This is a genomic window from Aliagarivorans marinus DSM 23064 (genome assembly GCF_000429485.1).
In the GTDB taxonomy this organism is placed as follows: domain Bacteria; phylum Pseudomonadota; class Gammaproteobacteria; order Enterobacterales; family Celerinatantimonadaceae; genus Aliagarivorans; species Aliagarivorans marinus.
In genome coordinates this window covers 14,427-39,551 of sequence record NZ_AUBY01000013.1, presented here as the reverse complement: position 1 = coordinate 39,551, position 25,125 = coordinate 14,427, and the positions used below count along the sequence as shown (strand labels likewise).

Sequence of the window (25,125 nt, the reverse complement as noted above, 5' to 3'; positions counted from 1 at the left end):
ATCCGCGCGTTTATTTTCCCTTGAGGTTTTTAATGTTAGACAAGGTTAGGGTGGTATTGGTAGGTACCAGCCATTCGGGCAATATCGGATCAGCAGCGCGCGCCATGAAAACCATGGGCATCTCCAAGCTCTATCTGGTGGATCCGCAGTGCGAAGTGGATGGAAAATCGGTGGCCTTAGCCGCCGGCGCTTCCGATGTGCTGGCCAATGCGGTGGTAGTTGACGAGCTGCATCAAGCGATTGGCAACTGTCAGTTGGTAGTAGGTACCTCTGCGCGCTCCCGAACCTTAGACTGGCCAATGCTGGATGGCCGCGAAGCGGGCCAAAAGCTGGCAGAAGAAGGGCAAAGCGGCGAAGTCGCCCTAGTGTTTGGCCGTGAGCGTACCGGCCTGACTAACCAAGAGCTGCAGCAATGCCACTACCATGTGTGCGTACCGGCAAATCCTGAATACAGCTCCTTGAATTTGGCGATGGCCGTCCAAATATTGTGTTATGAAGTGCGCATGGCCAGCCTCGAGCAACACCCCAAGCGCGAAGAAGAATACCCGCTGGTCGACGATCTCGAGCTGTACTACCAGCATCTCGAGCGCTGTATCACCGATACCGGGTTTATTATCAAACCGCATCCGGGAAAAGTGATGGACAAGCTTCGTCGAATGTTCAATCGCATCCGTATGGATAAGCAGGAGCTCAACATTATGCGTGGCATCCTGACCTCGGTCGATAAGCAGATTGAGCTAGCCAATAAAGCGAAGGATAAACCTGAGTAAAATAGTCAGGTTTAATACTTGACCAAAATAGTCGGGTATGACAGAATTTCGCTAAATGGAAGCTGACAAGGTTCAACTATGCGCTTGACTTCAAAAGGCCGCTACGCGGTGACAGCAATGCTCGACGTGGCGCTTCACATGAGTGAAGGCCCGGTTCCGCTGGCGGATATTTCAGAGCGCCAAGGTATCTCACTCTCTTATCTGGAGCAATTGTTTGCCCGCCTACGCAAGCAAGGTCTGGTGAGCAGCGTACGTGGCCCCGGTGGCGGTTACCGCTTGGGGATGGAAGCTGATGATATTGCTGTGGGCATGGTGATCCACGCAGTGGACGAGTCCATCGATGCGACCCGTTGTCACGGTAACGCCGATTGCCAAGGTGGCAAGCCATGCCTGACCCACTCGCTGTGGAACGACCTCAGTGAGCGCATTGCTGATTTCCTCGATGGCATCACCTTAGGTGAGCTGATGCGTGAGCGCCAAATCGTTAGCATCGCGCAGAATCAAGATCGTCGCCAGCAAGGCGGTGATACCATAAGAATTAGTTTATAAGCTGGGCTGTCTCGACAGTAACGGAGAAAGTAATGAAACTGCCAATTTATCTGGATTACTCTGCGACCACTCCCGTGGACCCTCGGGTTGCTGAGAAGATGATGCAATACCTTAGTGTGGATGGGGTATACGGCAACCCGGCATCTCGCTCTCACCGCTTTGGCTGGCAGGCCGAAGAAGCGGTAGATATCGCGCGCAACCAAATCGCGGATCTGGTTAACGCCGACCCTCGCGAAATCGTGTTTACCTCTGGTGCGACCGAATCTAACAACCTCGCCATCAAAGGTGCAGCCAACTTCTATGGTAAGAAGGGCAAGCACATCATCACCAGCAAGACCGAGCACAAAGCGGTGCTCGACACCTGCCGTCAGCTGGAGCGTGAAGGCTATGAGGTCACTTACCTTGAGCCTGAGACCAACGGCATTATCGACCTGGCCAAGTTGGAAGCCGCGCTGCGTGATGACACCGTGCTGGTTAGCATCATGCATGTGAACAACGAGATTGGCGTTATCCAAGACATTCAAGCCATCGGCGAGCTGTGCCGCAGCAAGAAGATTTTGTTCCACGTTGATGCCGCGCAAAGCGCAGGCAAGATTGAGATTGACCTGCAGGCGCTGCCTGTGGACATGATGTCCTTCTCTGCTCACAAAGTTTATGGTCCGAAAGGTATCGGCGCCCTGTATGTACAGCGTAAACCGCGCATCCGCCTCGAAGCGCAAATGCACGGTGGCGGCCACGAGCGTGGTATGCGCTCAGGTACCCTGCCAACTCACCAAATCGTTGGCATGGGCGAAGCCTTTGCCCTCGCCAAGCAAGAGATGGCGGAAGAGAATGCCCGCATTCGCTCGCTACGCGACCGCTTCTGGAATGGCATCAAAGACGTAGAAGAGACCTACGTAAACGGTGATATGGAGCAGCGCGTGGTACACAACCTGAACGTTAGCTTCAACTATGTTGAAGGCGAGTCACTGATGATGGCGCTCAAAGACTTGGCGGTCAGCTCGGGCTCTGCCTGTACCTCTGCCAGCCTGGAACCATCATACGTGCTGCGTGCATTGGGTATGAATGACGAACTGGCGCACAGCTCAATTCGATTCTCCTTCGGTCGCTTTACCACCGAAGAAGAAGTGGATTATGCAGTGAAAGTAATCCACGAAGGTATTGCCCGTTTGCGTGAGATGTCTCCGCTATGGGATATGTTTAAAGACGGCGTAGATCTGAGCAAGGTCGAGTGGGCCCATCACTAAAACGGTATTTGGAGAGAGATTATGGCTTACAGCGACAAGGTTATTGACCATTACGAGAACCCACGTAACGTAGGTTCGTTCGAAGACAAAGACGATGCCCATATTGGCACCGGCATGGTGGGTGCACCGGCTTGTGGTGATGTGATGAAGCTGCAACTAAAAGTGGGTGATGACGGCGTAATTGAAGATGCCAAATTCAAGACCTACGGCTGCGGTTCTGCGATTGCATCTAGCTCACTGGTTACCGAGTGGGTTAAGGGTAAGACGCTGGATCAAGCATCAGAGCTTAAGAACACTGAAATTGCCGAAGAGTTGGCACTGCCACCTGTGAAGATCCACTGCTCGATTCTGGCAGAAGATGCTATCAAGGCGGCGATTGCCGATTACAAAAAGAAAAACGCCTAAATATTAAGAGGTAAGCATGGCTGTAACACTCACCCAAGCGGCTGCAAATCATGTCAGTCAGTTTCTGCAAAATCGCGGTTCAGGGATTGGCGTGCGCTTGGGGGTGAAAACCTCCGGCTGCTCAGGTATGGCCTATGTGTTGGAGTTTGTCGACGAAGTGGCGGGCGACGATATCTTGTTCGACAGCTTCGGCGTGAAGGTAATTGTCGACGAGAAGAGCCTGGCTTACCTCGACGGCACCGAGCTGGATTTTGTTAAAGAAGGGCTCAATGAAGGCTTCGCCTTTAACAACCCTAACATCAAAGATGAGTGTGGTTGCGGCGAGAGTTTCAACATTTAATGAACTACTTCGAGCTGTTCTCACTCACTCCAAGCTACCAGCTGGATCTCAGCGATTTAGCTGGTCGCTACCGCACCCTTCAAAGTCAGTTCCACCCCGACAAATTCGCTGGCGAAAGCGCCCAAGCCCAGGCTATTGCCATGCAAAGGGCGGCGCAAATCAACGATGCTTACCAGACCCTTAAAACGCCACTCAATCGCGCGCAATACCTGCTAAGCCTGCAAGGCATTGAGCTCGCTGGCGAGCAGCAAACCGTTAGTGACGTCGAGTTTTTGATGTTGCAGATGGAGCTGCGTGAGCAGCTTGAGAGCTTACAGGCCGCTGCCGACCCCGAAGACGCTATCGATAAACTTGCGGCGCGTTTAAACAAAGACCGACGCAGCTTGAGTGATGACTTCGAAAGCGCCTACAATGAAGGCCATTATCAGCAGGCGGGCGATATCGTGCGCAAGCTTAAATTTTACGCTCGGCTTGAGCAGCAGTTGCAGCAAGCTGAAGAACAACTTCTAGATTTTTAATCGCTATGGCATTACTCCAAATTGCTGAGCCGGGCCAATCAGCGGCGCCGCATCAGCACAAACTGGCTGTGGGTATCGATCTGGGTACCACTAACTCATTGGTTGCTACCGTGCGCAGTGGCAGTGCGAAAGTGCTGCCCGATGCCAACGGCAACCTGCTGGTGCCCTCGGTGGTGCGTTATCAGGCCGATGCAGTCACGGTTGGCCTAGAGGCCGCCGTGCATCGCATCAGCGACTCGCACAACACCATCACCTCGGTAAAACGTCTGCTGGGTAAAAAGCTGGCCGATGTTGACCAGTCTCACCTGCCTTATCGCTTTGCAGAGCAAGACTCGCCGCTGATTGAAACCGTGGCAGGCCCGGTGAACCCGATTCAGGTCTCTGCCGAGATCCTAAAATCCTTGGCGGCCCGTGCGAGCGAGAGCCTGCAAAGTGAGCCCGATGGAGTAGTGATTACCGTTCCGGCCTATTTCGACGATGCCCAGCGCCAAGGTACCAAAGATGCCGCCCAGCTAGCGGGTCTGCATGTGTTGCGTTTGCTCAACGAGCCCACCGCCGCGGCGATTGCCTATGGTCTCGATAGTGGCGATGAAGGAGTGATTGCGGTCTACGACCTAGGCGGCGGCACCTTCGATATCTCGATTCTGCGCCTGTCCAAAGGCGTGTTTGAGGTGCTGGCAACCGGTGGCGACTCAGCCCTTGGAGGCGATGACTTCGACGCAGCGATTGTTGGCTGGTTGCAACAGCAAGCGGGTATCAGCGATCTCGCTGACAGCCAGTTGGTGCGCCAGCTCTATAGCCTGGCCACCGCCGCCAAAGTTGCGTTAAGCGATAGCGAAAGCACCGAGATCGTACTTGATAGCCACGGCTATCAGTGGCGTGGCGAGCTAAGCCGTAGCCAGTTTGATGAGCTGGTTGCCCCGCTGGTGCAACGCTCTATCCGCGCGTGTCGCCGCGCGCTGCGCGATGCCGGTATTACTCAAGAAGAAGTCGGTGAAGTGGTTATGGTTGGCGGTTCGACCCGGGTACCTAAGGTGCGCGAGGATGTGGCCAGCTTCTTTGGCCAGCAGCCTTTAACCTCTATCGACCCGGATCAAGTAGTCGCCATTGGTGCGGCGTTGCAAGCCGATATATTGGTGGGTAACAAGAAAGACGGCGAGCTTCTGCTACTGGACGTGACTCCTCTGTCGCTGGGTATTGAAACCATGGGCGGCTTGGTGGAGAAGGTGATCCCGCGTAACACCACCATCCCGGTGGCGCGCGCCCAAGAGTTCACCACCTTCAAAGATGGCCAAACTGCGATGGCCATCCATGTATTGCAAGGCGAGCGAGAGCTGGTTGACGATTGTCGCTCTCTGGCGCGCTTTACCCTGCGCGATATTCCGCCTTTGGCGGCGGGCGCTGCGCATATTCGTGTGACTTTCCAGGTTGATGCCGATGGGCTGCTGTCGGTAACCGCCATGGAGAAAGAGACCGGCGCGCAAGCCTCGGTACAGGTGAAGCCTTCTTATGGGCTGGAAGATGACGAAGTCACCCGCATGCTCAAAGATTCGATTACCCATGCCAAAGACGATGTCAGCATGCGTATGCTGCGCGAGCAGCAAGTGGAAGCCTCGCGCTTTATCGAAAACATGACCGCAGCGCTGGACGCTGACGGCGAGACCTTGCTGGCGGCCGATGAGCGCGCCCTTATCGAGCAGGCTATGCAAGCCTTGGCAAACGTGGCGGCAAATGATGATGTAGCCGCCATCGAACAGGCGATTAAGACGCTTGATCAGCAAAGCCAAGAGTTCGCCGCTCGCCGCATGGACAACTCAATTAAACAAGCCTTGAAAGGGCAAAGCGTGGAAGGACTGTAGTATGCCAAAAATTGTATTCTTGCCTCATGAAGAGCTGTGCCCCGAAGGCGCTGCTATCGATGCCAACGAAGGCGAAACTGTACTGGACGTGGCACTGCGCGAGGGTATTGAGATTGAGCACGCTTGTGAGAAATCGTGCGCCTGCACCACCTGCCATGTGATCGTGCGTGAAGGCTTCGATTCGCTGGAAGAGAGCGACGAGCTGGAAGATGATATGCTGGATAAGGCGTGGGGCCTCGAGCCCGAGTCGCGCCTTGGCTGTCAGGCGAAAGTAGCCGACGAAGACTTGGTGGTTGAGATCCCGAAATACACCTTAAATCAGGTGTCGGAGAACCACTAACACAGAAGAGTCTATGCGGGAGGGCCACTCCCGCTTCTCCACTTCACACGGAGGTAAGTTATGTCCTTACGTTGGACCGATATTCAAGACATTGCCATCGAACTGGCAGAGGCTTATCCCGACCAAGATCCCATGCAGCTGCGCTTTACCGACCTGCATAGCTGGGTCTGCCAACTCCCCGATTTTGCTGATGATCCCGAGAAAAGTAACGAACGGATCCTCGAAGCCATTATTCTTGCCTGGCAGGATGAGCGCGATTAGTCGCTAAACGCCAGCACCCTATAGTTACCGTATTCTAAGGAAAGCCCATGTCAGATACCCTGCAGGTCTCATTAACCTTCGATCCCGCTCCGGCCCATTGGGGCAAAGGCGCACTGGTCACCTTTGATGGTGCCAATGCGCGTATCCACCTTAAAAACGACCAGTCGATTGAGCAGCAAATTCAAAAGGCCGGGCGTAAGCTCGATGCTCAGGGCTTGGCTGAGTTGTCACTCTTTGGCAGCGATTGGGATGCCGAGAAGGTGTTTGCCTTCCACCAAGGCTATTACAACGCCAAGCTGAACAATCAACTTGGCCTGCCAGAGTTAGATGAGGCAGAGCTGGCGGTGTTCGCCCAGCTAAAAGCAGCCTGCGACTGGACTCGCCAAGCGATTAACCGTGGACCTGCCGAGGTCTACCCGGAAACCCTCTGCCAATCGGCGGCGGAGTTCTTAAGCGAACTGGGCGGCGATGCAGTGTCTTATCAAGTGATTAGAGGTGAGGCGCTACTCGAACACGGCTGGGTGGGCTGTTATCAGGTGGGTAAGGGCAGTGCCCGTCCGCCAGCGATGCTACAACTGGATTTCAACCCGTCTGGCAAAGTCGATGCGCCGGTGGATATTGCGCTTGTGGGCAAAGGGATTACCTTCGACTCCGGCGGTTATAGCTTGAAGCCCTCTGACGGTATGTCGGTGATGAAAAGCGATATGGGCGGCGCGGCCACCGTTACTGGTGCGCTGGGTCTGGCGATTGCGCGCGGTCTAAACAAACGGGTCAAGCTATACCTATGCTGCGCCGAGAACCTGGTATCCGGTGAGGCCTACAAGCTTGGTGATGTGATCACCTACAAAAACGGCGTGACCGTGGAAGTGCTGAACACCGACGCCGAAGGGCGCTTGGTGCTGGCCGATGGCCTGATTGCTGCCTGTGAAGAGAAGCCGGGGCTGCTGATTGATGCGGCTACCCTAACCGGCGCTGCCAAGTTTGCGCTGGGGCGCGACTACAATGCGGTGTTTGGCTTTAACTTCGAACTGGCCCAGCAAGCGGTAAGCGCTGCGCACAGTGAACACGAGAAAGCCTGGCAACTGCCGCTGGAAGAGTTCCATGTCGGCCAAATTGGCTCTGCCTTTGCCGATATCGCCAATATCCACTCGGGAGAAGGTATGGCGGGCGCATCCACTGCAGCGGCCTTCTTGTCTAAGTTTGTTGGTGAACATAAACAGAACTGGTTGCATTTCGATCTGTCAGGCTCTTACCAGAAATCCGGCAATGCACTATGGGCGACCGGCGGTAAAGGCCATGGCGTGAGAACCATTGCGCGCTTGTTAACTGATTACAGCTAATTTAATATCTAAAACAAATCGATAACAAAAACGTAGTCAGTTAATTAGGGAGCGTGTATGGCCATTGAACGGACCTTCTCAATCATTAAACCGGATGCCGTTGCCAACAATGTCATTGGTGAAATCTACCAGCGATTTGAGCAAGCTGGGCTCAAAGTGGTAGCCGCGAAGATGGTGCAGCTCAGTGAAGAGCAGGCGGCAGGATTTTACGCCGAACACGAAGGCAAGGATTTCTACCCTCGCCTGAAGGACTTTATGATGTCGGGGCCGATCATGGTATCGGTACTCGAAGGTGAGAATGCGGTGCAACATCACCGCGATTTGCTGGGCCCCACCGACCCGGAGAAGGCGCCTGCGGGCAGCCTGCGGGGCGACTTTGGCAGCGTAATGCCCGCCAACGGCACCCATGGCTCTGACTCACCGCAGTCCGCTTCGCGTGAGATCGCCTACTTCTTTAGTGACGATGAGCTCTGTCCACGCCCCTAAAGACATTTAACTGAACAAAGCCGGGGTTTCCCGGCTTTGTTGTTTCTAGCGCACCGATAAAACTGCCCAACACGAAGGCTTTACAGCCTAAACTAGACTTAGCTGGAGCGAGGGCTGGCAAGCGACCACGATAACTTGTACAATTCGCCGCCATTTTTAAATCGGTTGAAACTGAGGTCTGCCATGAGTGACAAGAAAACCAACTTACTCGACTTGAATCGCAAGGCGATGCGCGCATTTTTCCAGGAACTGGGAGAAAAGCCATTCCGTGCCGATCAAGTGATGAAGTGGATCTATCACTATGGTGTGTCTGACTTCGACGAAATGACCAACGTTAACAAGGCGCTGCGCGGCAAGCTTAAGCAGGTTGCCGAGATTGTTGCGCCTGAGATCTCCCAAGAGCAGCGCTCCGCCGATGGCACGATTAAGTGGGCGATGATGGTCCACGGCCAAGAGATCGAAACCGTCTACATCCCCGAGAAAGACCGCGCAACCTTGTGTGTGTCTTCTCAGGTGGGTTGCGCGCTGGAGTGTAAGTTCTGTTCGACTGCCCAGCAAGGCTTTAACCGCAACCTGACTGTATCGCAGATCATCGGTCAGGTATGGCGTGCCGCCTCGGTGATTGGCTTCCAGAAAGATGGCATGAATCGCCCGATCACCAACGTGGTGATGATGGGCATGGGTGAGCCTTTGCTCAACCTCGCGAACGTGGTTCCAGCGATGGAGCTGATGATGGAAGACCTTGGCTTTGGTCTGAGCAAGCGCCGCGTGACCCTGAGCACCTCTGGTGTGGTACCTGCGCTAGACAAGCTGGGCGATATGATTGACGTTGCACTGGCCATCTCGCTGCACGCGCCGAACGACAAGCTACGCAGCGAAATCATGCCGATTAATGACAAGTACAACATCGACTGCTTCCTCGATTCGGTGCGCAACTACATGACCAAATCCAATGCCAACCGAGGCAAGGTTACCGTTGAGTATGTACTGCTAGATCACCTTAATGACTCGATGGAGCAGGCGCACGAGCTGGCGCAAACCCTGCGCAATACCCCATGTAAGATCAACCTGATCCCATTCAATCCTTATCCGGGCTCGCCCTATGGCAAGCCAAGTAACAGCCGTATCGATCGCTTTAGCAAAGTGCTTATGGAGTACGGTTTTACCGTGGTGGTACGTAAGACCCGTGGCGATGACATCGATGCGGCCTGTGGTCAGTTGGCGGGTGATGTGGTCGACCGTACCAAGCGCACCATGAAAAAACGCTTGGCCGAGCGAGCAATTTCGGTCAACGTTCAATAGAAAAGTTTGCATTTTTGACGATTTGACAGCAACTTAGACATATCGCTTGAGAACAAGGATGGGTCATGCTGCGAGTGTCTGTACCAGCGCTGTTACTGGTGACATGTGTGTTAGGGCTATCTGCCTGCGTAACCGAAACCCGGGTCAATGGGCAACAGCGCAACGATGTTGGATCCACGGTCGACAAAGAAGCTGCGGCGAAAACCCGGGTGAGTTTGGCGCTGCGTTATCTGGAAGCTGGTGATGCTGAGCAAGCTCGCCGTAACCTCGATTTAGCTCTGCAACTGGCACCGCGCTTGGTCGATGTCTATGTGGCCCAAGGCTTTTTCTTCAACCAAGTGGGCCAGCGCGAGCGCGCAGAGGCTGCCTATCAGCAAGCGCTCAGCTTAAGCCCGCGCGATGGCGATGTGATGAATAACTACGGCGTGATGCTCTGCCAGCATGGCGATTTTGAGCGCGCTGAGAAGCTGTTTAACCAAGCCCTGAGCAACCCGGATTACATCGAAGTTGCCTCTACCAATGAGAACGCTGGCCTATGTGCCAGCCGTCAGGGAGAGCCCGATAAGGCGCTGGCGTATTTCAATGCCGCCTTGGCCTATAACCTTAATCGCCCGGCCTCGTTACTCGGTGCCAGCGAGATCCTGATTGCGCAAAATAAATTCTCCCAAGCCCGTGTTTATTTAGAGCGGTATGATAGTATTGCCGAGCAGACTCCGCGTAGCCTGTTCGCTTGGGTCCTACTGGAAAACGGCGCGGACAATTTTGCTGCGGAAGCTCGCTGGGGGATGGAACTACAACAGCGTTTCCCCAACGCAATTCAAACAAAACGATATATAGCTAATGAGTACTAACACGAAATCCGCTCCAGAAGAGAATAGCGAAGAACACAGTGTGCCCAGCCCTGGACAATTGCTCCAGGAAGCCCGTGTTGCCGCCAATCTGAGTCAGGAGCAGGTGGCCGACGCCCTGAAACTGCGCCTACAAGTGGTCAAAGACATTGAAGGCGATAGCTACGAGAGCGGCCTGTCCACCACCTTTATCAAGGGCTACCTGCGCGCCTATGCCCGCTTGGTGGAGCTGGACGAGCAGAGCATTCTCGACAGCTATGCCCAGAGCAGTGATTCAGCCGAAACCGCTACCGAACTGCAAAGCTTCTCGAAGAAGATCAAACAAAAGAACAACGATAGCCGCCTGATGCGTGTCAGCTACCTGATTGGTATCGGCATCTTCGCGCTGCTAGTGATGTGGTGGTGGCAAGAACATGGCAAGTACCAGTTCTTAACCCCGCCACTGAGCCCCGAGCAAGAGCAGGCTCTAAACGAGCAACTTCATCAGCAAGAGATTGTTATCCAAGAGCAGCAAGCAGAGCCTGCCGCGCCGGTCGCCGCCGAGTTTGCTAGTTCGCCAAGCCCTGAAACAACTGCTGATGAAACAAACGCCGATGCGCCAACTGAAGAGCCCGTTCCCGTGCAACTGCCGGAGAGCCCTGAGCCACAAGCCGTAGTTGCGCCCGCCGCCACTCCGTCGGTTGAAACGCCTGCCGTTGAGCGCGCGCCTGCTTCCACGCCAGTGGCAGAGTCTACGCCAGAAATCGTACAGCCCATTGCCTTGCCAGAAAGTGAGCCTCAAGCCGCCGCAGCTGCCGAATCGGTGGTAAGCCCGGTGAGTGAGCCTGAACCCGCCAGCGGCGCAGCCGTGTTGGGCTTAGCCTTCGAGCAAGAGTGCTGGCTAGAGGTTTACGACGCCAACGAGAAACGCCTGATTATCGGCGGCATGAAGCCTGGACGTGAGCTCACCTTAGAAGGCCAAGCGCCATTTCGTTTGGTTCTGGGTACAGTGGCTGGGGTAAGTATTTCTTATCAAGGTGAAAGCGTCGACCTTTCTTCTTATACTCCAGGTCGAGTCGTTAGAATGCAAATCCCTGAGTAGGGTAGTGAAGATTTAACATGCAGCAAGAAAGTCCAATCAAACGCCGTAAATCCACCCAGATTATGGTCGGCAATGTGCCGGTCGGCGGCGATGCGCCGATTACGGTGCAGTCCATGACCAACACCCGCACCACCGATATCGACGCCACTGTAGCGCAGATCCAGCGTATCGCTGCGGTGGGTGGTGATATCGTGCGTGTTTCGGTACCCACCATGGAAGCCGCTGAGTGCTTCAAAGAGATCAAATCGCAGATTGATATCCCTTTGGTGGCCGATATCCACTTTGATTACCGCATCGCCCTTAAAGTGGCAGAATACGGCGCGGACTGTCTGCGGATCAACCCAGGCAATATCGGTCGCGAAGACCGCATTCGCGCGGTGGTTGATGCCGCCAAAGAGCGCAATATCCCGATCCGCATCGGGGTAAATGGCGGCTCCTTGGAAAAGGACCTGCAAGAGAAGTACGGTGAACCGACTCCTGAGGCCCTGGTTGAATCAGCGATGCGCCATGTGGACATCCTCGACCGTCTCGACTTCGACCAGTTTAAGGTCAGCGTAAAGGCCTCCGATGTGTTCCTCGCGGTAGGTGCGTACCAGCAACTGGCGCAAAAGATTGACCAGCCATTACACCTTGGCATCACCGAAGCGGGCGGCCTGCGCAGCGGCTCGGTGAAATCCTCGGTGGGCTTAGGCATGCTACTGGCGCAAGGCATCGGCGATACCCTGCGGGTGTCGCTGGCGGCCGATCCAGTGGAAGAGATCAAGGTTGGCTTCGACATCCTCAAATCATTGCGTATCCGCTCGCGCGGCATCAACTTTATCGCGTGCCCAAGCTGCTCACGCCAAGAGTTCGACGTGATCTCTACCGTGAACGAGCTGGAGCAGCGCCTGGAGGATATCGTGACGCCCATGGATGTATCGATTATCGGTTGTGTAGTTAATGGTCCGGGTGAGGCACTGATCTCCGATATGGGTATTACCGGCAGTAACCGCAAGAGCGGCTTCTACATCGACGGCGTGCGCCAAAAAGAGCGCTTCGATAACGATAAGCTGGTTGACGAGCTGGAAGCGCGGATCCGTCAGCGGATTGCCATCTCCAAGGTCTAACTCGGTATTCACCGTTGCTATTCGAATAAAAAACGCGACATCTGATGTCGCGTTTTTGCTATCTGACGTAGGAAAATCGCCTACTCAACCTGCTCACTGACCATCGGAGTCGGGGAGGAGCGCTCACGCTTGGGCTCGTAGTTCGACACCGCAACACCGATGAAGATGATCAGCGACCCGGTCCACTGGCTCACCGATATATCCTCTCCCAAATATGCCACCGACAAGAACACCGTGATCACCGGCACCAAGTTAATAAACGATGAAGCGCTGGCGGCGCCAACCACCGAGATCGCTTGGTTGAAAAACAGGTAGGCGATAACCGAGCCGCCCATGGCCATAAACAGCACCGCGATGATGGCATCGAGTGCTATCGGCTGCAGGAGCATGCTATTTCCAGCTACCATCCAATCGATCACTGGCCAAGGCAGCAACAGCAAACTGCCGTAGAAGAAGATGTAGAACATAAACAGGTTGTTCGGGGTGTCTCGCTTGTTGCGTTCAACCAAGATGTTGTAGATGGCGAAACAGAAGGTGCTAAACAGCAGCAGCAGGTCTCCCACCGAATACTCAATGGTCAGCAGATTCTCCAGCTTACCCTCAAACACGATGTAGATAACGCCGATATAGGCGGCTAAGAAGCCAATCACCTTGGTCAGCCGCTCTCGTTTGCCGCTGCAGGTGGCAATAAACAGGGTCAAGCAAGGAATGGTCGCCTCGATAATACCGGCGTTAAAGGCGCTAGAGAGCTTAAGCCCGCCAAAGTAGAAGTAGTAACAGGCGGTAATCCCAAAAAACGCGGTGAACGCTACCCTCAGGTGTTGCTTTGCAGGCATGGCATAGGCCACGATTTGCCGGCGATACAGAACCAACAGCGCCAGTGCGGCGATGCTAAAGCGCAACATGGTTACCAGTGACACAGAGAAGGTCTGCATCGCAATCTTACCCGCAATGGCCGACCCTCCCCAGAAGAAGGCTGAAAGACTCAGCTTGATATAGGTTGAGGTGTTCATTAGATGTACTCTCGGTAGTGGTCGGCGATAAAGGCAAGTCCCTCGTTCATCTTCGCAACGTAGTTACGGATGTCCCTCGGGTTGGGAACAAAGGCGTTTTCCAAGCTGACGTTCTCTATCTGGGCGAGCACAAACTCCACCGTGAACGACTGTAGCGTTTGAATGTGGTCATCGAATGCTTGCTCTTGTTCCGAGTATCCAAGATAACCTTGGTAGAAGTTTTTGATGCGAATGCTGTCGCGGATCCGTCGGGCGATCCGGTCTTCATAGCGAACGAAGTAATGTTGATTGCCAATGCTATACAGCGCCTCGTAGAGATGATGTACACGCCTATCCTCAAACTGATAGTTGCTGACATCCCAGAGATTCTTTCGTGGCTGCTGTTTGGTTGATTTGTTCATCTCAATCCCGGGCAAGGTCTCTGCCCTTGAGAGAAAGTTCCAGAAGGTCGCCATACCCACCCGCGATAAAAATGCCGCGTTGGTTTTGAGCTGGTCAATGGTCGAGCCTTGGAAGAAGTTGATGATGCCGTTGGACGAGCCGGACATCCCCAAGCTCCGCAGATAATGGTATTTCCCTTCCGATGTCTCAGCGTTGGTTTTCTTGTTGTACAACTCCAACTGCTGGTCATCGCCGGCCTCCAGGCCTAAGTAAGTGCTAATTAAGCCAACGCCTCTGAGGCGCTCCAGAAACGCCCGGTCTTTCTCTTTACTGAGGTTGAAGCTGTCGGTGCGAATAAAGGCATCCATGGGTACCCGCAGCTGTTTCGCTTCCATCAGATCGCAGAACTGATTAAACCACTTTCGATCGGTGTTTGAGGGGGTGACTAAGGTCGCATCATAGATCCTCAAGAACTGGCCGGTTTGTTTGACCAGTGGTGCCAGCTGCTCAATCTCTTCCACCACGCTCTCGGGGCTGCGATAGCGAACCCCGGTATTACCATTTCCCAAAAAGCGCTGGGCATTGCAAAAGCTACACGGATAAGGGCAGCCGCGCTTGGTCATAATGCCAATCTCGACACACTTGCCATTGCTTATGGCGCGCTGCGCAACGTGATGATCAGCAAAGGGAAGGATATCGAGTTCGCTGATGGGCGGCTGCGGCTCTGCCTCAACCACTTTACCTGCGCGTCGGTAGGTGATGCCGAGTACCGACTCAAGCGGGACTTCTTCTTCCAGGGCATTGGCCAGTTGCAGCAGGGTGGCTTCACCCTCGCCGTGGCAGATGACATCGATATGGGGGTACGTCTCCATAATCTCGATATTCTGGTACGAGGCATGTTCGCCGCCTAGGGCAATCACCGGCTTATGAGCCGCTTCGAGGCAAATGATTCCGCTGATCAGCAGGGCCGATGACATGGTCGCGTAGTTGACGCTAAACACGACCAAATCGAAGTAGCCCGCCATAATCTGCTGTGCGGCATCTCTCTCACTTAACGAGTCGACCCGCAGGTCGATGGTTTCACATTGATGTAGGTGCTGTTCTAACTGCGCATGAAGCAAGGCAAGTGCATGATTCTCATGGTGATCATAAAGCTCGCGCATGCTTCGAGTTTCGGTTTGGGGATTGACTAGTGCGACTTTCATGGGGGGAGAAACTGTCCGTATCTGTTTATCTACAAAAATGTTATAAACAAGGCGATGTTCGTAACAGATTGAATAGGGACAAAATGCCGCAAGATCCTGCCACCTCGTCACGGCACAGTGTTGTTTTACTGGGATACGAATCACTGAGAACATTTGAGTTTGGCTGTGCCGTCGAGATCTTTGGTCTGGAGCGGCCCGAGCTGAATGTCGATTGGTACGATTTTAAGGTTTGCGGTATCGAATCAAGCACGGTGGACGCAGTAGGCGGCGTGTCAGTCACCTTTGAGCACGGACCCGAGATCCTCGACCAGGCCGATACCATTATCCTGCCTGGCTGGCGAGACGTGAACGAGCAGCCACCCGAGGCATTGCTCAACGCCTTAAAACGGGCACACCAGCGTAACGCGCGGATCTGTAGTATCTGTACCGGTGCATTTGTGCTAGCGGCCGCAGGGCTACTGAACGGCCGAGCCGTTACCACCCATTGGCACCACTCCAACTTACTGTCTGAGCGATACCCAAACCTGCGGGTATCGCCAACCTCCATCTATATCGAGGATGGCAATATCCTCACCTCGGCAGGCTCTGCAGCTGGCTTGGATATGATGTTGTACGTGGTCAGGCAAGACTATGGCTACCGGGTGGCCAATATGGTGGCGCAACGCTTGGTAATACCGGCCTATCGCGATGGCGAGCAGCTGCAGATCATCTCCCAGGAGCTGATGGCAACGTCGCAGACAAAAATTGCAGAAGTGGTCGACTGGGTCAGGGAGCGGCTATCTGAGCCCCACAGCGTTGAATCGCTCGCCAAGCAAATGGATATGACGCCGCGTACCTTCCAGCGAACCTTTAAAAACGTGCTCGGTTTGCCGGTGATAGAGTGGCTGACCCGGGCACGTATCGACCGCGCGAAAGAGCTGCTGGCGACCACTCCATCCAGCGTTTCACATATCGCCTACCACTGCGGGTTTAACTCGGAGAGCGCCTTTCGCCATCAGTTCCGCAAGCTGGTGAGTCAAACCCCTACCGAGTTCCGCCGGCATGCCTCGACGCCGACAAACTAGTCGCTAGCAAGGTAAAAGAGTTCTCCGATATAGGGGCGTAGGGTCTGTAAAGCGACCTTGTTAAGACACTGGAGGTGGCTAAGCTGCTGTTATTGGCTTGGGGCGGTGAACCTCAACTTCTCATTTTTAGTTCCCATTAATCTCTGCATGACAGTTGTCGCAATAGATTTTTTTGGGGGGCTTCCTACCTTTCGCACTTTTATCCGTGTGGTCTTGATAAAGAGAAACTACGATATGTTTCACATAAAGACGCTGATTACTGGCTCGGTGATAGTGGGTTGTTTCAAAAGTACTCTCTTCAGAGCTTTCAACTGTGACAGAATATTCTTCCGGATTAATCTGCGTGAGGTACTGCTTCCAGCTATCAAGTACTGCAGAAGCTGGCTTGTTCTTACAGTAGATTACTAGAGCGCCTTTACGTTGAATGCGATGACTACCCATAACGTACCGATCTACCAACTGTCTGAAGCCTTCTAGTATGTGAGAATTGTTGTAGTCATTCTTCGCTTCAGCTATCCATAGGAACTGGTCATGTATTAGGCAGGATATATCAGTACTTCCGCCTCCAAAATTGGTTCCATGTGAGGCGGGAATTCCGAGCAACTTCAATCCTGCCACTATGTCTATAGAACTTCGGTCCTCACTGTCATCTTGTCGTAAATATGGATGTAACTCCATGTTTTTTAGGACAACTTCTAGCTGACTCTCTAAGTTATGAATGAAAGAGGAAAAAGAACTTAGACTCAGATCGCTCCGCACTGCTGCTGTAGCATACGGGAGAAACCTAGAACATTCTCCCCGCTCTAGGTCTGCAATAGTTAACGTGTTGACTAGGATCTGTTCAGCTTTGGATAGAGAGGCCACTATGCGCACTCAGTTAGCATGCTAAAAGTAATTATCACATGGTCCTTAAAGTCGTCTATCTGAACACCTGAAACAGGGTGAACTAACCAACCATCTTCTTCGGCCTGTTTGACATCCTCAACAGTTAGGCTGCAAATCGGCTCGAACTCGTCATACAACTCGTACTTTGTTTCTAGGAAGCCTACGTGGGGGTCAAGTAGGTAGTTAATGGAAACTAAAATGTCTTCTACAACGCTCGGGTGACTTACGTCTACGTCATTCAGGTTATCTTGGACTATACGTTGAAACGTACTCAGTGATGTGTTTGAGTCTATGTAAACACTTGAATTTTCGCACAAAGTATCTACGATGCACCTTAGAATAGGCAACGTGCTTGTACCTTCCCATTCGGTCTCGATCCGAGCTTGTAGAGATGCCATGTGCTTAGGCGGCCCCTGTTAACATTCCCTTGTTAGAGGTGGGGAATAGTGAGTCTTTCATTGAATTATAATCAAATGAAGTTAAACAGTTTTTGATCAGTGCATACTCAAGGGTGCTAAGGGCACTACCAAGCATTTTCAAAGTTCCTGGTAAGTAGAGTTCTGACTCGTATGTAGCTGAGCCTAGCTGATGCAGTTCTCTAGTAGCAACCCTAAAAACATCGATACCATCAACTTTGTTTACACCTGCGATATGAAACACCTCATGGCGGAGGTCTTTGTTGCCAGAGCGTTGTTTTTCATGATGAGTGACAGAGCTAACAGTAAAGCCCAGTTCACACACCCTGTGACTTGAGTTGTTGTAAAGGGAGCTAATTTGCGGGAACAAGTTAACTGTTTCGCACTCGAAATCTGCCAAAGCAGGAATCCTCCTTACTTGCCTCAGAAACGAGCGTTTGAGAGCGAAGAATGCTTCGTCTAGATCAGTCGAATTTGCAGATACGGTATCAAGTCTATACTCCACGAGCTGCTTGGCGAAATCTACATAGACGATATCGTAAAACTGCCTTGTCGTTTTTTGTTTGGCTTTGACGTCAAACAGCTCAGGTGGAAGGTTGTAGTCTTTATTGATACGTTCGAAGTACGAACGGTCAAGCTCGATGTTTTCGGTCAAACTCTTGAGTGAAGCGAAGAAAAGCCAGATACCGCCTTCCATAGCGTCACTCCGTACAAGTTTAGCCGAGCTATCTAACAGGTGATTAGCTGAGTTATCTTTGAAAGGAAAGTTGATCGTGTTCAGATTAATTTCAGGCTCTATTAAGCTGCCAGCTTGCTTTAGGCGCTGTAGAAAGCTTCCGTCGAATTGCTCAAATTTCACTGTTTTTTCGCCAAAGCACACAGTTTGCCAATAGAGTTGAAAAAGTTTCTTGTGATGCTTGTCGGTGAACTTTCCTTCAGCTAACAGCTTACCTAGCGCGATTTTTGTGTGAGCGACACCTTTAGATACGGGTAAGCCAGACTCCTTCAAAATTGCTTGTAGAAGCTGCCAAGGTGTGTGGTTGCAAACTGCTTCTATTAAGAGCTTATCCTTATCTCCGGCCAAAGTTGTTCCTTAACTTACACTTCACATAATAGTTGAATCTATCATCATTTAGGAGTTGAAAGAAAGGGCATGAAGTCACCCTTTTAGTAATGGGTCAAAAGGCTTAACAAAGGGGGCGGGGGAATTTATTTCTCCCCGAACAGAGGAATCAAATTCGATACCATATCGATACACAAAATCTGTGTTTTTGGTAGAATCCTCGCCTAGGAAGCAATAACCCCCTTTTACTCACACCTCAACAGTCCCTATAATCGGGGACTCTTTAGATTAACCGCAGCAAAATTAGAGATTCTCGTGGCTAAACAGATCCAAGCTATTCGTGGCATGAACGATTGCCTGCCCAGCGATACGCCTGCCTGGCAGAAGGTAGAACAAGTAGTACGTGACACCGTCGCCGCTTACGGTTACAGCGAAATTCGTATGCCAGTGGTAGAAAGCACTGACTTGTTCAAACGCTCCATCGGTGAAGTGACCGATATCGTTGAAAAAGAGATGTATACCTTCGAGGATCGCAACGGCGACAGCCTGACCCTGCGCCCGGAAGGTACCGCCAGCTGTGTGCGTGCCGGTAACCAGCATGGCTTGCTGTACAACCAAGAACAGCGCCTGTGGTACATGGGCCCAATGTTCCGCCACGAGCGTCCGCAAAAAGGCCGCTATCGCCAGTTCCACCAGATCGGTGTGGAGAGCTTTGGGGTAGCCAGCGCCGATATGGATGCCGAAGTGATTATGTTGTCTGCGCGTTTCTGGAAGGCCTTTGGCCTGGAGAAACACGTAACGCTGCAACTCAATACCTTGGGTAGCAATGCCTGCCGCGCCGCCTACCGCGATGCGCTGATTGCTCACCTGGAAGCGCATAAAGACAGCCTGGACGAAGATGCCAAGCGTCGAATGTACACCAACCCGCTGCGGGTACTAGACAGCAAGAACCCAGAGGTACAAGCCTGTCTGGTGGATGCGCCAAAACTGGATGATTACCTAAGCGAAGAGAGCCAAGCGCACTTTGCCCGCTTAAGAGAGATCTTGGATGCCGTTGGCATCGAGTATGAAATCAACCCGCGCCTGGTACGTGGCCTGGATTACTACAACCACACCGTGTTCGAGTGGGTAACCGAAAGCCTAGGCGCGCAAGGCACCGTATGTGCGGGCGGCCGCTACGACGGCCTGGTGGAACAGCTTGGCGGCAAGCCAACCCCGGGTGTGGGTTTTGCCATGGGTATGGAGCGTCTGGTACTGCTTCTGGAAACCCTTGAATTACTGGGTGAACTGCCAGAGCCGGCCGATGTCTATGTAATTAGTGCGGGCAGTGGCACTTTGAGCGCTGCGTTTGCCCTCGCCGAGCAATTACGTGATAGCATGCCCAAGCTGCGAGTGATGACCCACTGTGGCGGCGGTAATTTCAAAAAACAATTTAAACGTGCAGACAAGTCCGGTGCTCGCATTGCACTGATTATCGGTGAAGATGAGCTGGCCAACCAGCAAGTCACCGTTAAGTACCTGCGTGGTCAAAACGAACAACAGACCATCGCGCAGCAAGAGCTACCGACTTTGCTTACACAGCAGTTAGAAGACTAAGGGGAACAGGTGGAAGTTTATAGCACCGAAGAACAACAAGTTCAGGCGATTAAGGATTGGTGGAAGAAGAACGGTAACTCGGTAGTCATCGGTACCGTGGCGGGTCTGGCCTTGGTATTTGGCTGGCGCTACTACGGCGAACACAAGGTTGCCCAGCAAGAAGCCGCATCAGATGCCTACCAGATGGTGGTTGAGCAAATGCGCCGCAGCGGCGATGCTGCGCCACTACAAGAGTATGTTCTGGCCAACCAAAGCGGTGACAACTACGAAGTATTTGCTTCGCTGCTGCTGGCCAAGAGCCTGGTTGACGAAGGCAACTACAGCGACGCGCTGCAGCAGTTGGTGTATGCCCAAGACAACGCCCCTGAAGAGCTAAAAGGCTTGGTGGGTCTGCGAGTTGCTCGCGTGCAATTCCAGTTAGAAGACTTCGATGCAGCATTGGCATCGCTTGCGCAAATCAGCGACTTCAGCCTTCAGCCTTTGGTTGATGTGTTGCGTGGCGATGTCTACATCGCGCGCGGTGAAAAGGCTCTGGCTCGCCAAGCCTACCAAGCGGCCTTAGCGGCCGGTGGTGCTGAGCTTGATGCTAGCCTGAATATCAAACTGAATGATCTGACGGAGGCGCCTGCTGATAATGGCTAAGTTGAAAACACTTGCCATAGCAGGATTGTGTCTTGCCCTGTCTGCCTGTTCTTTGTTTAACAAAGAAGAAGACGTCATCGTCATGGCAGAGGTACCGGAGTTCGACAACCAATTCGACTCCCGTATTAGTTGGCAGGTCTCCGTAGGCAAGGGAGTAAAGGACTACTACTCACAGCTCACCCCGTTGGTGGCGTACGACACACTGTTCGCCGCCGAACGCTTCGGTAAGGTTCAGGCCTATGACCTAAGCGGCAAGCTGCTGTGGACCCAAGACCTCTCCAAGGTTGAGAGCAACAACCAGTTCCGTGGTAATACCAATAACGCCCGCATCTCTGGTGGCCTGGTCGGCGCTTATCAGCGTGTCTACCTGGGTACCGAGAACGCCGATGTGTTTGCGCTCGATGCTGAAACCGGTGAGATTGTTTGGCAAGCCCAAGTCTCTGGCGAGGTGCTGTCTGCCCCTGCCGTCGACGACAGCATTGTTGCAGTTCAAACCGCTAACGGCCGCTTGGTTGCACTCGATGCCCACACCGGCGAGCAGCTCTGGGAGAGCGTGATTGACCTGCCTAACCTGATGCTGCGTTCGGCCAGCTCTCCGCTGATCTCTGCTGGTGCAGTGATTGTGGGTCGTGCCGATGGTCGAGTAGGTCTGTATCTGCAGCAAAACGGTCAGCTAATGTTTGAGTACACCCTGGCTCAGTCGCGCGGCGCCACCGAAATCGACCGCTTGGTGGATGTCGACAGCACCCCGGTATTGGTTGGCTCGCAGCTCTATGGCGTGGCTTACAACGGTAACTTGGTATCGGTTGACTTGCGCAGCGGCGCTGAAGCGTGGCGTCAAAGCTACTCGGCCTATCAAGACCTGCTGGTGAGCGGTTCGCGCATCTACCTAAGCGACATGAAGGACTACCTGTTCAGTGTGGACCGTCGTCAAGGCGAGCAGCAATGGTCGCAGCAAGCGCTGTCTTATCGCCAGCTCACTCCGGTGGCCATCGACGGTGACTACCTGATGGTAGGTGATAGCGAAGGCTACCTGTATTGGCTGGATCGCAGTAACGGTCAGTTCGTCAGCAAGACCCGACTAGATAAGAGCGGCTTATATAGCCGGCCAATCGTCAGCGGAGACAATGTCTTTGTTCAAGCGCGCAACGGTAAATTATACGCCTTAGAACGCCGCTAACTTGTTATAATCTGTACTAATCAGTTCTAGGCTCATGATTTCATCGATCATGAGCCTTTGTTCATTTTTGTAGAAAGAGGCCTTTATGCTTCCTGTTGTTGCCCTAGTGGGCCGTCCGAATGTGGGTAAATCCACGTTGTTTAACCGCTTAACTCGCACTCGCGATGCGCTGGTTGCAGACTTCCCCGGTCTGACCCGCGATCGTAAATATGGACAGGCAAAGTTGGCAGAACAGGATTTCATTGTTATCGATACCGGTGGTATCCACGGTGACGAAGAGGGCATCGATGCGATGATGGCTCAGCAGTCGCTGCAAGCTATCGAAGAGGCCGATGCGGTACTGTTCTTGGTAGACGCGCGCGCCGGCCTCACCGTTGCCGATGAGGCGATTGCCCATCACCTGCGGAAGCAGGAGAAAAAGGTCTTTTTGGTCGCTAACAAGGTAGACGGCATCGACGCCGACTCAGCCACTGGCGAGTTCTACGCGCTATCACTTGGTGATGTTCACCAGATTGCTGCTGCCCACGGCCGTGGGGTAAATCAACTGCTAGAACTGGCCCTTAAGCCCTTTGTCAAAGAGCAGATGGCAGCGAGCGCTGAAGAGGGCGACGAGCTTGACGGTGAAGACGGCGAGTTGGCCGAGCTGCCAACCGAGAGCGAGCTGGACGCGCTGAGCAAGCAGTTTGAAGATATGCCCATCAAGCTGGCCATCGTCGGTCGCCCGAATGTGGGTAAATCGACCCTGACCAACCGTATCTTGGGTGAAGAGCGTGTTGTGGTTTACGACATGCCCGGCACCACCCGCGACAGTATCTATATTCCGCTGAGCCGCGAGGATCAGGACTACATCATTATCGATACCGCCGGGGTGCGTAAGCGCGGTAAGGTGACTGAGGCGGTAGAGAAGTTCTCGGTGATTAAAACCCTTAAGGCGATTGAAGATGCCAACGTGGTGCTGTTGGTGATTGATGCGCAAAACGGTATCTCCGACCAAGACCTTAGCTTGCTTGGCTTTGTGCTGAACTCCGGCCGCGCCTTGGTGCTGGCCGTGAACAAGTGGGACGGCATGGAACACGATGCCAAAGAGCGCATCAAAAGCGAGCTGGACCGCCGTCTTGGCTTTATCGATTTTGCCCGTCTGCACTTTATCTCGGCGCTGCACGGCACTGGTGTGGGCCACCTGTATGGCTCGGTGATTGAAGCCTACAAGAGCGCCACCAAGCGGGTGTCTACCTCTATGCTGACCCGAATTATGCAGATGGCCCAAGACGATCACCAGCCGCCGATGGTGCGTGGCCGCCGGGTTAAGCTACGTTATGCACACGCCGGTGGTTACAACCCGCCGCGTATCGTGATCCACGGCAACCAAGTGAATTCGCTGCCAGACTCTTACAAGCGTTACCTGATGAACTACTATCGCAAGGCGCTTAAGGTGATGGGTACCCCGATCAGCATCGAGTTCCGCGAGGGTGACAACCCGTTTGCTGGTAAAAAAGAAAAGATGACCTTGTCCCAGACCCGTCAGCGCAAAAAACTGATGAAGATGTCGGGCTCTAAGAAATAGGGAGGCATGATGACTGAACTTAAGGCGTGCCCTGAGTGTGGCGGCGAGCTACACCACCAACACGATCATTGGCTCTGCGATAGCTGCCATCACAGCTTTGTGGAGCGTTTCCACTGCGACAAATGTGGCAGTATGCTGGAGAAGCTGAAAGCCTGCGGTGCGGTCGACTTCTTCTGCAACTCCTGCAATGAGCTAAAGTCGAAGCGCAGCCTAGTGAGCAAGCTGGTTGCGAAGGTCAGCTAAGCGAAACGACCTTACGACAAACAAAAAGCGAGGCCTGAAGCCTCGCTTTTTTTGTGCCGCTTTCTCGCATGACAGCTTTTGCTATTAATCGATGGTGGCGGGGCGCTCGCCATCGGCAAACTTCAAACTGACCTTCTCACCGCTTGTAAGCTTGCTGGCACTGCTCACCACCCCTTGCTTGCCCTCTACGATGCTGTAGCCGCGCTCAAGTACGTTAAGCGGGCTTAGGCTGTTTAGCTGGCGCACACAGGCCTGGAAGCGCTGTAGCGCGCTCTGCTCGATATTGTCCATAGCGGCATACTGGCGCTGCTCTAAGCGCTCGACGACCTGCTGGAGCTGTTGGATGCGTTGTGGCAAGCCGCTGGAGAGCAGGCGTTGCTGCAGCTGTTGTTGGCGATTGTGCAGGCCTTGAGAGCGTGCCTGCCAGCTATGCTCGAGGCGCAGGGTTAACTGGTCTAATCGCTGCTGCTGTTGCTGCACTTTCTGTTTAGGCGCTTGCGCCAGTAACCGCTGCTGCAAGTGCTGGCTGCGGCTTTGATAAAACCGTAGCTGCTGCTGCCAGGCCAGCAACAAGCGTTGCTTTTGCTTGGTCACCTTATCGTCGAGGGTGCTGGCGCTTTGACTGATCAGCTCCGCCGCCGCCGATGGGGTGGCGGCGCGTAGATCGGCCACAAAGTCGCAGATGCTGATATCCACCTCGTGGCCAACCGCCGAAATAACCGGCAGCTGAGAGTGATAAACCGCTCTGGCCAGCTGCTCATCGTTAAAACACCACAGGTCTTCTTTCGAGCCGCCGCCGCGGGTCAGTACCAGCAGATCCACCTCGTTGCGCTGGTTGGCGCTATTCAGCGCACTGATTAGCTGGGCGGGAGCGAGCTCACCCTGTACCGAACTTGGGTAGATGATCACTTCGATGGAGGGTGCGCGGCGCTTTAGCACCGAAAGAGTGTCGTGCAGCGCGGCGCCACTGGCGGAGGTAACCAAACCGATCCGCTGTGGGTGGCTAGGCATTGGTTGCTTGGCGGCTTCGCTGAACAAGCCCTCGGCGGCGAGCTTCATCTTGAGTTGGTCGAAGGCTAGCTGCATCGCGCCATCACCGGCGGGCAGCATCCGCTCGACAATCAACTGATACTCGCCGCGCGGCTCGTACAGGCCGATCTTGGCTTTCACCAATACCTGCTGGCCGTTCTCTGGTTGAAAGCGCACTCGTGCGTTACTGCCCTTGAACATGGCGCAGCGCACTTGAGCCTCGCTGTCTTTCAGCGAAAAGTACCAATGGCCGGAAAAGGGCACCGAATAGTTGGAGATCTCGCCTTCCAGCCAGACGGTGCCGATGCTTTGTTCGAGTAACAGGCGCACCTGACGATTGAGCTGACTAACACTTAGTACAGGGGCTTGGGGCGTTGCGAATGCCATGAATT

Annotated in this window: 25 protein-coding genes; 21 read left to right on the top strand and 4 right to left on the bottom strand. The window is 53.5% G+C overall.

What is annotated here, in order from left to right; all coding sequences use genetic code 11:
- The first annotated feature begins 32 nt into the window (after nucleotides 1-32).
- The 15 genes from trmJ (at nucleotide 33) to ispG (ending at nucleotide 12,452) form a co-directional block, all read left to right on the top strand.
- The gene (trmJ, locus tag G461_RS0104535) at nucleotides 33-770 is read left to right on the top strand and encodes a tRNA (cytosine(32)/uridine(32)-2'-O)-methyltransferase TrmJ (protein WP_026958913.1); all 738 of its coding nucleotides are present in this window, start codon (nucleotides 33-35) and stop codon (nucleotides 768-770) included.
- 78 nt (nucleotides 771-848) lie between these two features.
- Complete coding sequence (iscR, locus tag G461_RS0104530; protein WP_026958912.1) at nucleotides 849-1,319, top strand: Fe-S cluster assembly transcriptional regulator IscR; 471 nt, start codon at nucleotides 849-851, stop codon at nucleotides 1,317-1,319.
- Between the two features lie 32 nt (nucleotides 1,320-1,351).
- Complete coding sequence (locus G461_RS0104525) at nucleotides 1,352-2,566, top strand: IscS subfamily cysteine desulfurase (RefSeq protein WP_026970965.1); 1,215 nt, start codon at nucleotides 1,352-1,354, stop codon at nucleotides 2,564-2,566.
- Nucleotides 2,567-2,587: 21 nt separating this feature from the next.
- Nucleotides 2,588-2,971 carry a Fe-S cluster assembly scaffold IscU gene (gene iscU, locus G461_RS0104520; RefSeq protein ID WP_026958910.1) on the top strand — a complete coding sequence of 128 codons (384 nt, stop codon included), beginning with the start codon at nucleotides 2,588-2,590 and terminating at the stop codon, nucleotides 2,969-2,971.
- Between the two features lie 16 nt (nucleotides 2,972-2,987).
- The gene (gene iscA / locus G461_RS0104515) at nucleotides 2,988-3,311 is read left to right on the top strand and encodes an iron-sulfur cluster assembly protein IscA (protein WP_026958909.1); all 324 of its coding nucleotides are present in this window, start codon (nucleotides 2,988-2,990) and stop codon (nucleotides 3,309-3,311) included.
- Nucleotides 3,311-3,829, top strand: coding sequence for a co-chaperone HscB (hscB, locus tag G461_RS0104510; protein ID WP_026970964.1), 519 nt, complete (start codon nucleotides 3,311-3,313; stop codon nucleotides 3,827-3,829). The genes iscA and hscB overlap by 1 nt, the downstream gene beginning before the upstream one ends.
- Nucleotides 3,830-3,834: 5 nt before the next feature.
- Nucleotides 3,835-5,688, top strand: coding sequence for a Fe-S protein assembly chaperone HscA (gene hscA / locus G461_RS0104505; protein ID WP_026970963.1), 1,854 nt, complete (start codon nucleotides 3,835-3,837; stop codon nucleotides 5,686-5,688).
- A 1-nt stretch (nucleotide 5,689) separates the two neighbouring features.
- Nucleotides 5,690-6,028, top strand: coding sequence for an ISC system 2Fe-2S type ferredoxin (fdx, locus tag G461_RS0104500; protein ID WP_026958906.1), 339 nt, complete (start codon nucleotides 5,690-5,692; stop codon nucleotides 6,026-6,028).
- A 60-nt stretch (nucleotides 6,029-6,088) separates the two neighbouring features.
- On the top strand, nucleotides 6,089-6,289 hold the full coding sequence (iscX, locus tag G461_RS0104495; RefSeq protein WP_026970962.1) for a Fe-S cluster assembly protein IscX: 201 nt from the start codon (nucleotides 6,089-6,091) through the stop codon (nucleotides 6,287-6,289).
- A 47-nt stretch (nucleotides 6,290-6,336) separates the two neighbouring features.
- Nucleotides 6,337-7,629, top strand: a complete 1,293-nt coding sequence (gene pepB / locus G461_RS0104490; protein WP_026970961.1) for an aminopeptidase PepB — start codon at nucleotides 6,337-6,339, stop codon at nucleotides 7,627-7,629.
- A gap of 57 nt (nucleotides 7,630-7,686) precedes the next feature.
- Nucleotides 7,687-8,115, top strand: coding sequence for a nucleoside-diphosphate kinase (ndk, locus tag G461_RS0104485; protein WP_026958903.1), 429 nt, complete (start codon nucleotides 7,687-7,689; stop codon nucleotides 8,113-8,115).
- 183 nt (nucleotides 8,116-8,298) lie between these two features.
- Nucleotides 8,299-9,417: a dual-specificity RNA methyltransferase RlmN gene (gene rlmN, locus G461_RS0104480; protein WP_026958902.1), complete on the top strand. Its 1,119-nt coding sequence runs from the start codon at nucleotides 8,299-8,301 to the stop codon at nucleotides 9,415-9,417.
- Between the two features lie 65 nt (nucleotides 9,418-9,482).
- Nucleotides 9,483-10,268: a type IV pilus biogenesis/stability protein PilW gene (pilW, locus tag G461_RS0104475; RefSeq protein ID WP_051333354.1), complete on the top strand. Its 786-nt coding sequence runs from the start codon at nucleotides 9,483-9,485 to the stop codon at nucleotides 10,266-10,268.
- A complete protein-coding gene (locus G461_RS0104470; protein ID WP_026970959.1) occupies nucleotides 10,258-11,346 on the top strand; it encodes a RodZ domain-containing protein in 1,089 nt (362 codons plus the stop codon). Before pilW ends, G461_RS0104470 begins: the two co-directional genes overlap by 11 nt.
- 17 nt (nucleotides 11,347-11,363) lie before the next feature.
- Complete coding sequence (ispG, locus tag G461_RS0104465) at nucleotides 11,364-12,452, top strand: flavodoxin-dependent (E)-4-hydroxy-3-methylbut-2-enyl-diphosphate synthase (protein WP_026958899.1); 1,089 nt, start codon at nucleotides 11,364-11,366, stop codon at nucleotides 12,450-12,452.
- A gap of 80 nt (nucleotides 12,453-12,532) precedes the next feature.
- Here the strand turns inward: ispG and G461_RS0104460 are convergent, their stop codons facing one another.
- Nucleotides 12,533-13,465, bottom strand: coding sequence for a DMT family transporter (locus tag G461_RS0104460; protein WP_026970958.1), 933 nt, complete (start codon nucleotides 13,463-13,465; stop codon nucleotides 12,533-12,535).
- On the bottom strand, nucleotides 13,465-15,051 hold the full coding sequence (locus G461_RS0104455; protein WP_026970957.1) for a B12-binding domain-containing radical SAM protein: 1,587 nt from the start codon (nucleotides 15,049-15,051) through the stop codon (nucleotides 13,465-13,467). The genes G461_RS0104460 and G461_RS0104455 overlap by 1 nt, the downstream gene beginning before the upstream one ends.
- Nucleotides 15,052-15,134: 83 nt before the next feature.
- Here G461_RS0104455 and ftrA point away from each other — a divergent pair, with 83 nt between their 5' ends.
- Nucleotides 15,135-16,115: a transcriptional regulator FtrA gene (gene ftrA, locus G461_RS0104450; protein ID WP_026970956.1), complete on the top strand. Its 981-nt coding sequence runs from the start codon at nucleotides 15,135-15,137 to the stop codon at nucleotides 16,113-16,115.
- 1,287 nt (nucleotides 16,116-17,402) lie between these two features.
- Here the strand turns inward: ftrA and G461_RS0104435 are convergent.
- Complete coding sequence (locus G461_RS0104435) at nucleotides 17,403-18,500, bottom strand: hypothetical protein (protein ID WP_026970954.1); 1,098 nt, start codon at nucleotides 18,498-18,500, stop codon at nucleotides 17,403-17,405.
- 294 nt (nucleotides 18,501-18,794) lie between these two features.
- Here G461_RS0104435 and hisS point away from each other — a divergent pair, with 294 nt between their 5' ends.
- The 5 genes from hisS to G461_RS0104410 all read left to right on the top strand — a co-directional run bounded on the left by hisS (nucleotide 18,795) and on the right by G461_RS0104410 (nucleotide 23,704).
- On the top strand, nucleotides 18,795-20,075 hold the full coding sequence (hisS, locus tag G461_RS0104430) for a histidine--tRNA ligase (protein ID WP_026970953.1): 1,281 nt from the start codon (nucleotides 18,795-18,797) through the stop codon (nucleotides 20,073-20,075).
- Between the two features lie 9 nt (nucleotides 20,076-20,084).
- A complete protein-coding gene (locus G461_RS0104425; RefSeq protein ID WP_026958894.1) occupies nucleotides 20,085-20,717 on the top strand; it encodes a YfgM family protein in 633 nt (210 codons plus the stop codon).
- On the top strand, nucleotides 20,710-21,897 hold the full coding sequence (gene bamB, locus G461_RS0104420; RefSeq protein WP_026970952.1) for an outer membrane protein assembly factor BamB: 1,188 nt from the start codon (nucleotides 20,710-20,712) through the stop codon (nucleotides 21,895-21,897). The genes G461_RS0104425 and bamB overlap by 8 nt, the downstream gene beginning before the upstream one ends.
- 85 nt (nucleotides 21,898-21,982) lie before the next feature.
- Nucleotides 21,983-23,461, top strand: a complete 1,479-nt coding sequence (der, locus tag G461_RS0104415; RefSeq protein WP_026958892.1) for a ribosome biogenesis GTPase Der — start codon at nucleotides 21,983-21,985, stop codon at nucleotides 23,459-23,461.
- 9 nt (nucleotides 23,462-23,470) lie between these two features.
- On the top strand, nucleotides 23,471-23,704 hold the full coding sequence (locus tag G461_RS0104410; RefSeq protein WP_026958891.1) for a zinc ribbon domain-containing protein: 234 nt from the start codon (nucleotides 23,471-23,473) through the stop codon (nucleotides 23,702-23,704).
- A gap of 84 nt (nucleotides 23,705-23,788) precedes the next feature.
- Here G461_RS0104410 and xseA read toward each other — a convergent pair whose 3' ends face one another.
- Nucleotides 23,789-25,120: an exodeoxyribonuclease VII large subunit gene (gene xseA, locus G461_RS0104405; protein WP_026970951.1), complete on the bottom strand. Its 1,332-nt coding sequence runs from the start codon at nucleotides 25,118-25,120 to the stop codon at nucleotides 23,789-23,791.
- Nucleotides 25,121-25,125: the final 5 nt, after the last annotated feature.

Coding starts and splice junctions, on each gene's coding strand:
- G461_RS0104455 (WP_026970957.1), bottom strand. CDS start 15,051: ATGAAAGTCGCACTAGTCAATCCCCAAACCGAAACTCGAAGCATGCGC.
- xseA (WP_026970951.1), bottom strand. CDS start 25,120: ATGGCATTCGCAACGCCCCAAGCCCCTGTACTAAGTGTTAGTCAGCTC.
- G461_RS0104460 (WP_026970958.1), bottom strand. CDS start 13,465: ATGAACACCTCAACCTATATCAAGCTGAGTCTTTCAGCCTTCTTCTGG.
- G461_RS0104410 (WP_026958891.1), top strand. CDS start 23,471: ATGACTGAACTTAAGGCGTGCCCTGAGTGTGGCGGCGAGCTACACCAC.
- iscR (WP_026958912.1), top strand. CDS start 849: ATGCGCTTGACTTCAAAAGGCCGCTACGCGGTGACAGCAATGCTCGAC.
- pilW (WP_051333354.1), top strand. CDS start 9,483: ATGCTGCGAGTGTCTGTACCAGCGCTGTTACTGGTGACATGTGTGTTA.
- der (WP_026958892.1), top strand. CDS start 21,983: ATGCTTCCTGTTGTTGCCCTAGTGGGCCGTCCGAATGTGGGTAAATCC.
- fdx (WP_026958906.1), top strand. CDS start 5,690: ATGCCAAAAATTGTATTCTTGCCTCATGAAGAGCTGTGCCCCGAAGGC.
- G461_RS0104525 (WP_026970965.1), top strand. CDS start 1,352: ATGAAACTGCCAATTTATCTGGATTACTCTGCGACCACTCCCGTGGAC.
- G461_RS0104470 (WP_026970959.1), top strand. CDS start 10,258: ATGAGTACTAACACGAAATCCGCTCCAGAAGAGAATAGCGAAGAACAC.
- bamB (WP_026970952.1), top strand. CDS start 20,710: ATGGCTAAGTTGAAAACACTTGCCATAGCAGGATTGTGTCTTGCCCTG.
- hscA (WP_026970963.1), top strand. CDS start 3,835: ATGGCATTACTCCAAATTGCTGAGCCGGGCCAATCAGCGGCGCCGCAT.
- trmJ (WP_026958913.1), top strand. CDS start 33: ATGTTAGACAAGGTTAGGGTGGTATTGGTAGGTACCAGCCATTCGGGC.
- ispG (WP_026958899.1), top strand. CDS start 11,364: ATGCAGCAAGAAAGTCCAATCAAACGCCGTAAATCCACCCAGATTATG.
- ftrA (WP_026970956.1), top strand. CDS start 15,135: ATGCCGCAAGATCCTGCCACCTCGTCACGGCACAGTGTTGTTTTACTG.
- hscB (WP_026970964.1), top strand. CDS start 3,311: ATGAACTACTTCGAGCTGTTCTCACTCACTCCAAGCTACCAGCTGGAT.
- ndk (WP_026958903.1), top strand. CDS start 7,687: ATGGCCATTGAACGGACCTTCTCAATCATTAAACCGGATGCCGTTGCC.
- iscX (WP_026970962.1), top strand. CDS start 6,089: ATGTCCTTACGTTGGACCGATATTCAAGACATTGCCATCGAACTGGCA.
- rlmN (WP_026958902.1), top strand. CDS start 8,299: ATGAGTGACAAGAAAACCAACTTACTCGACTTGAATCGCAAGGCGATG.
- pepB (WP_026970961.1), top strand. CDS start 6,337: ATGTCAGATACCCTGCAGGTCTCATTAACCTTCGATCCCGCTCCGGCC.
- iscU (WP_026958910.1), top strand. CDS start 2,588: ATGGCTTACAGCGACAAGGTTATTGACCATTACGAGAACCCACGTAAC.
- iscA (WP_026958909.1), top strand. CDS start 2,988: ATGGCTGTAACACTCACCCAAGCGGCTGCAAATCATGTCAGTCAGTTT.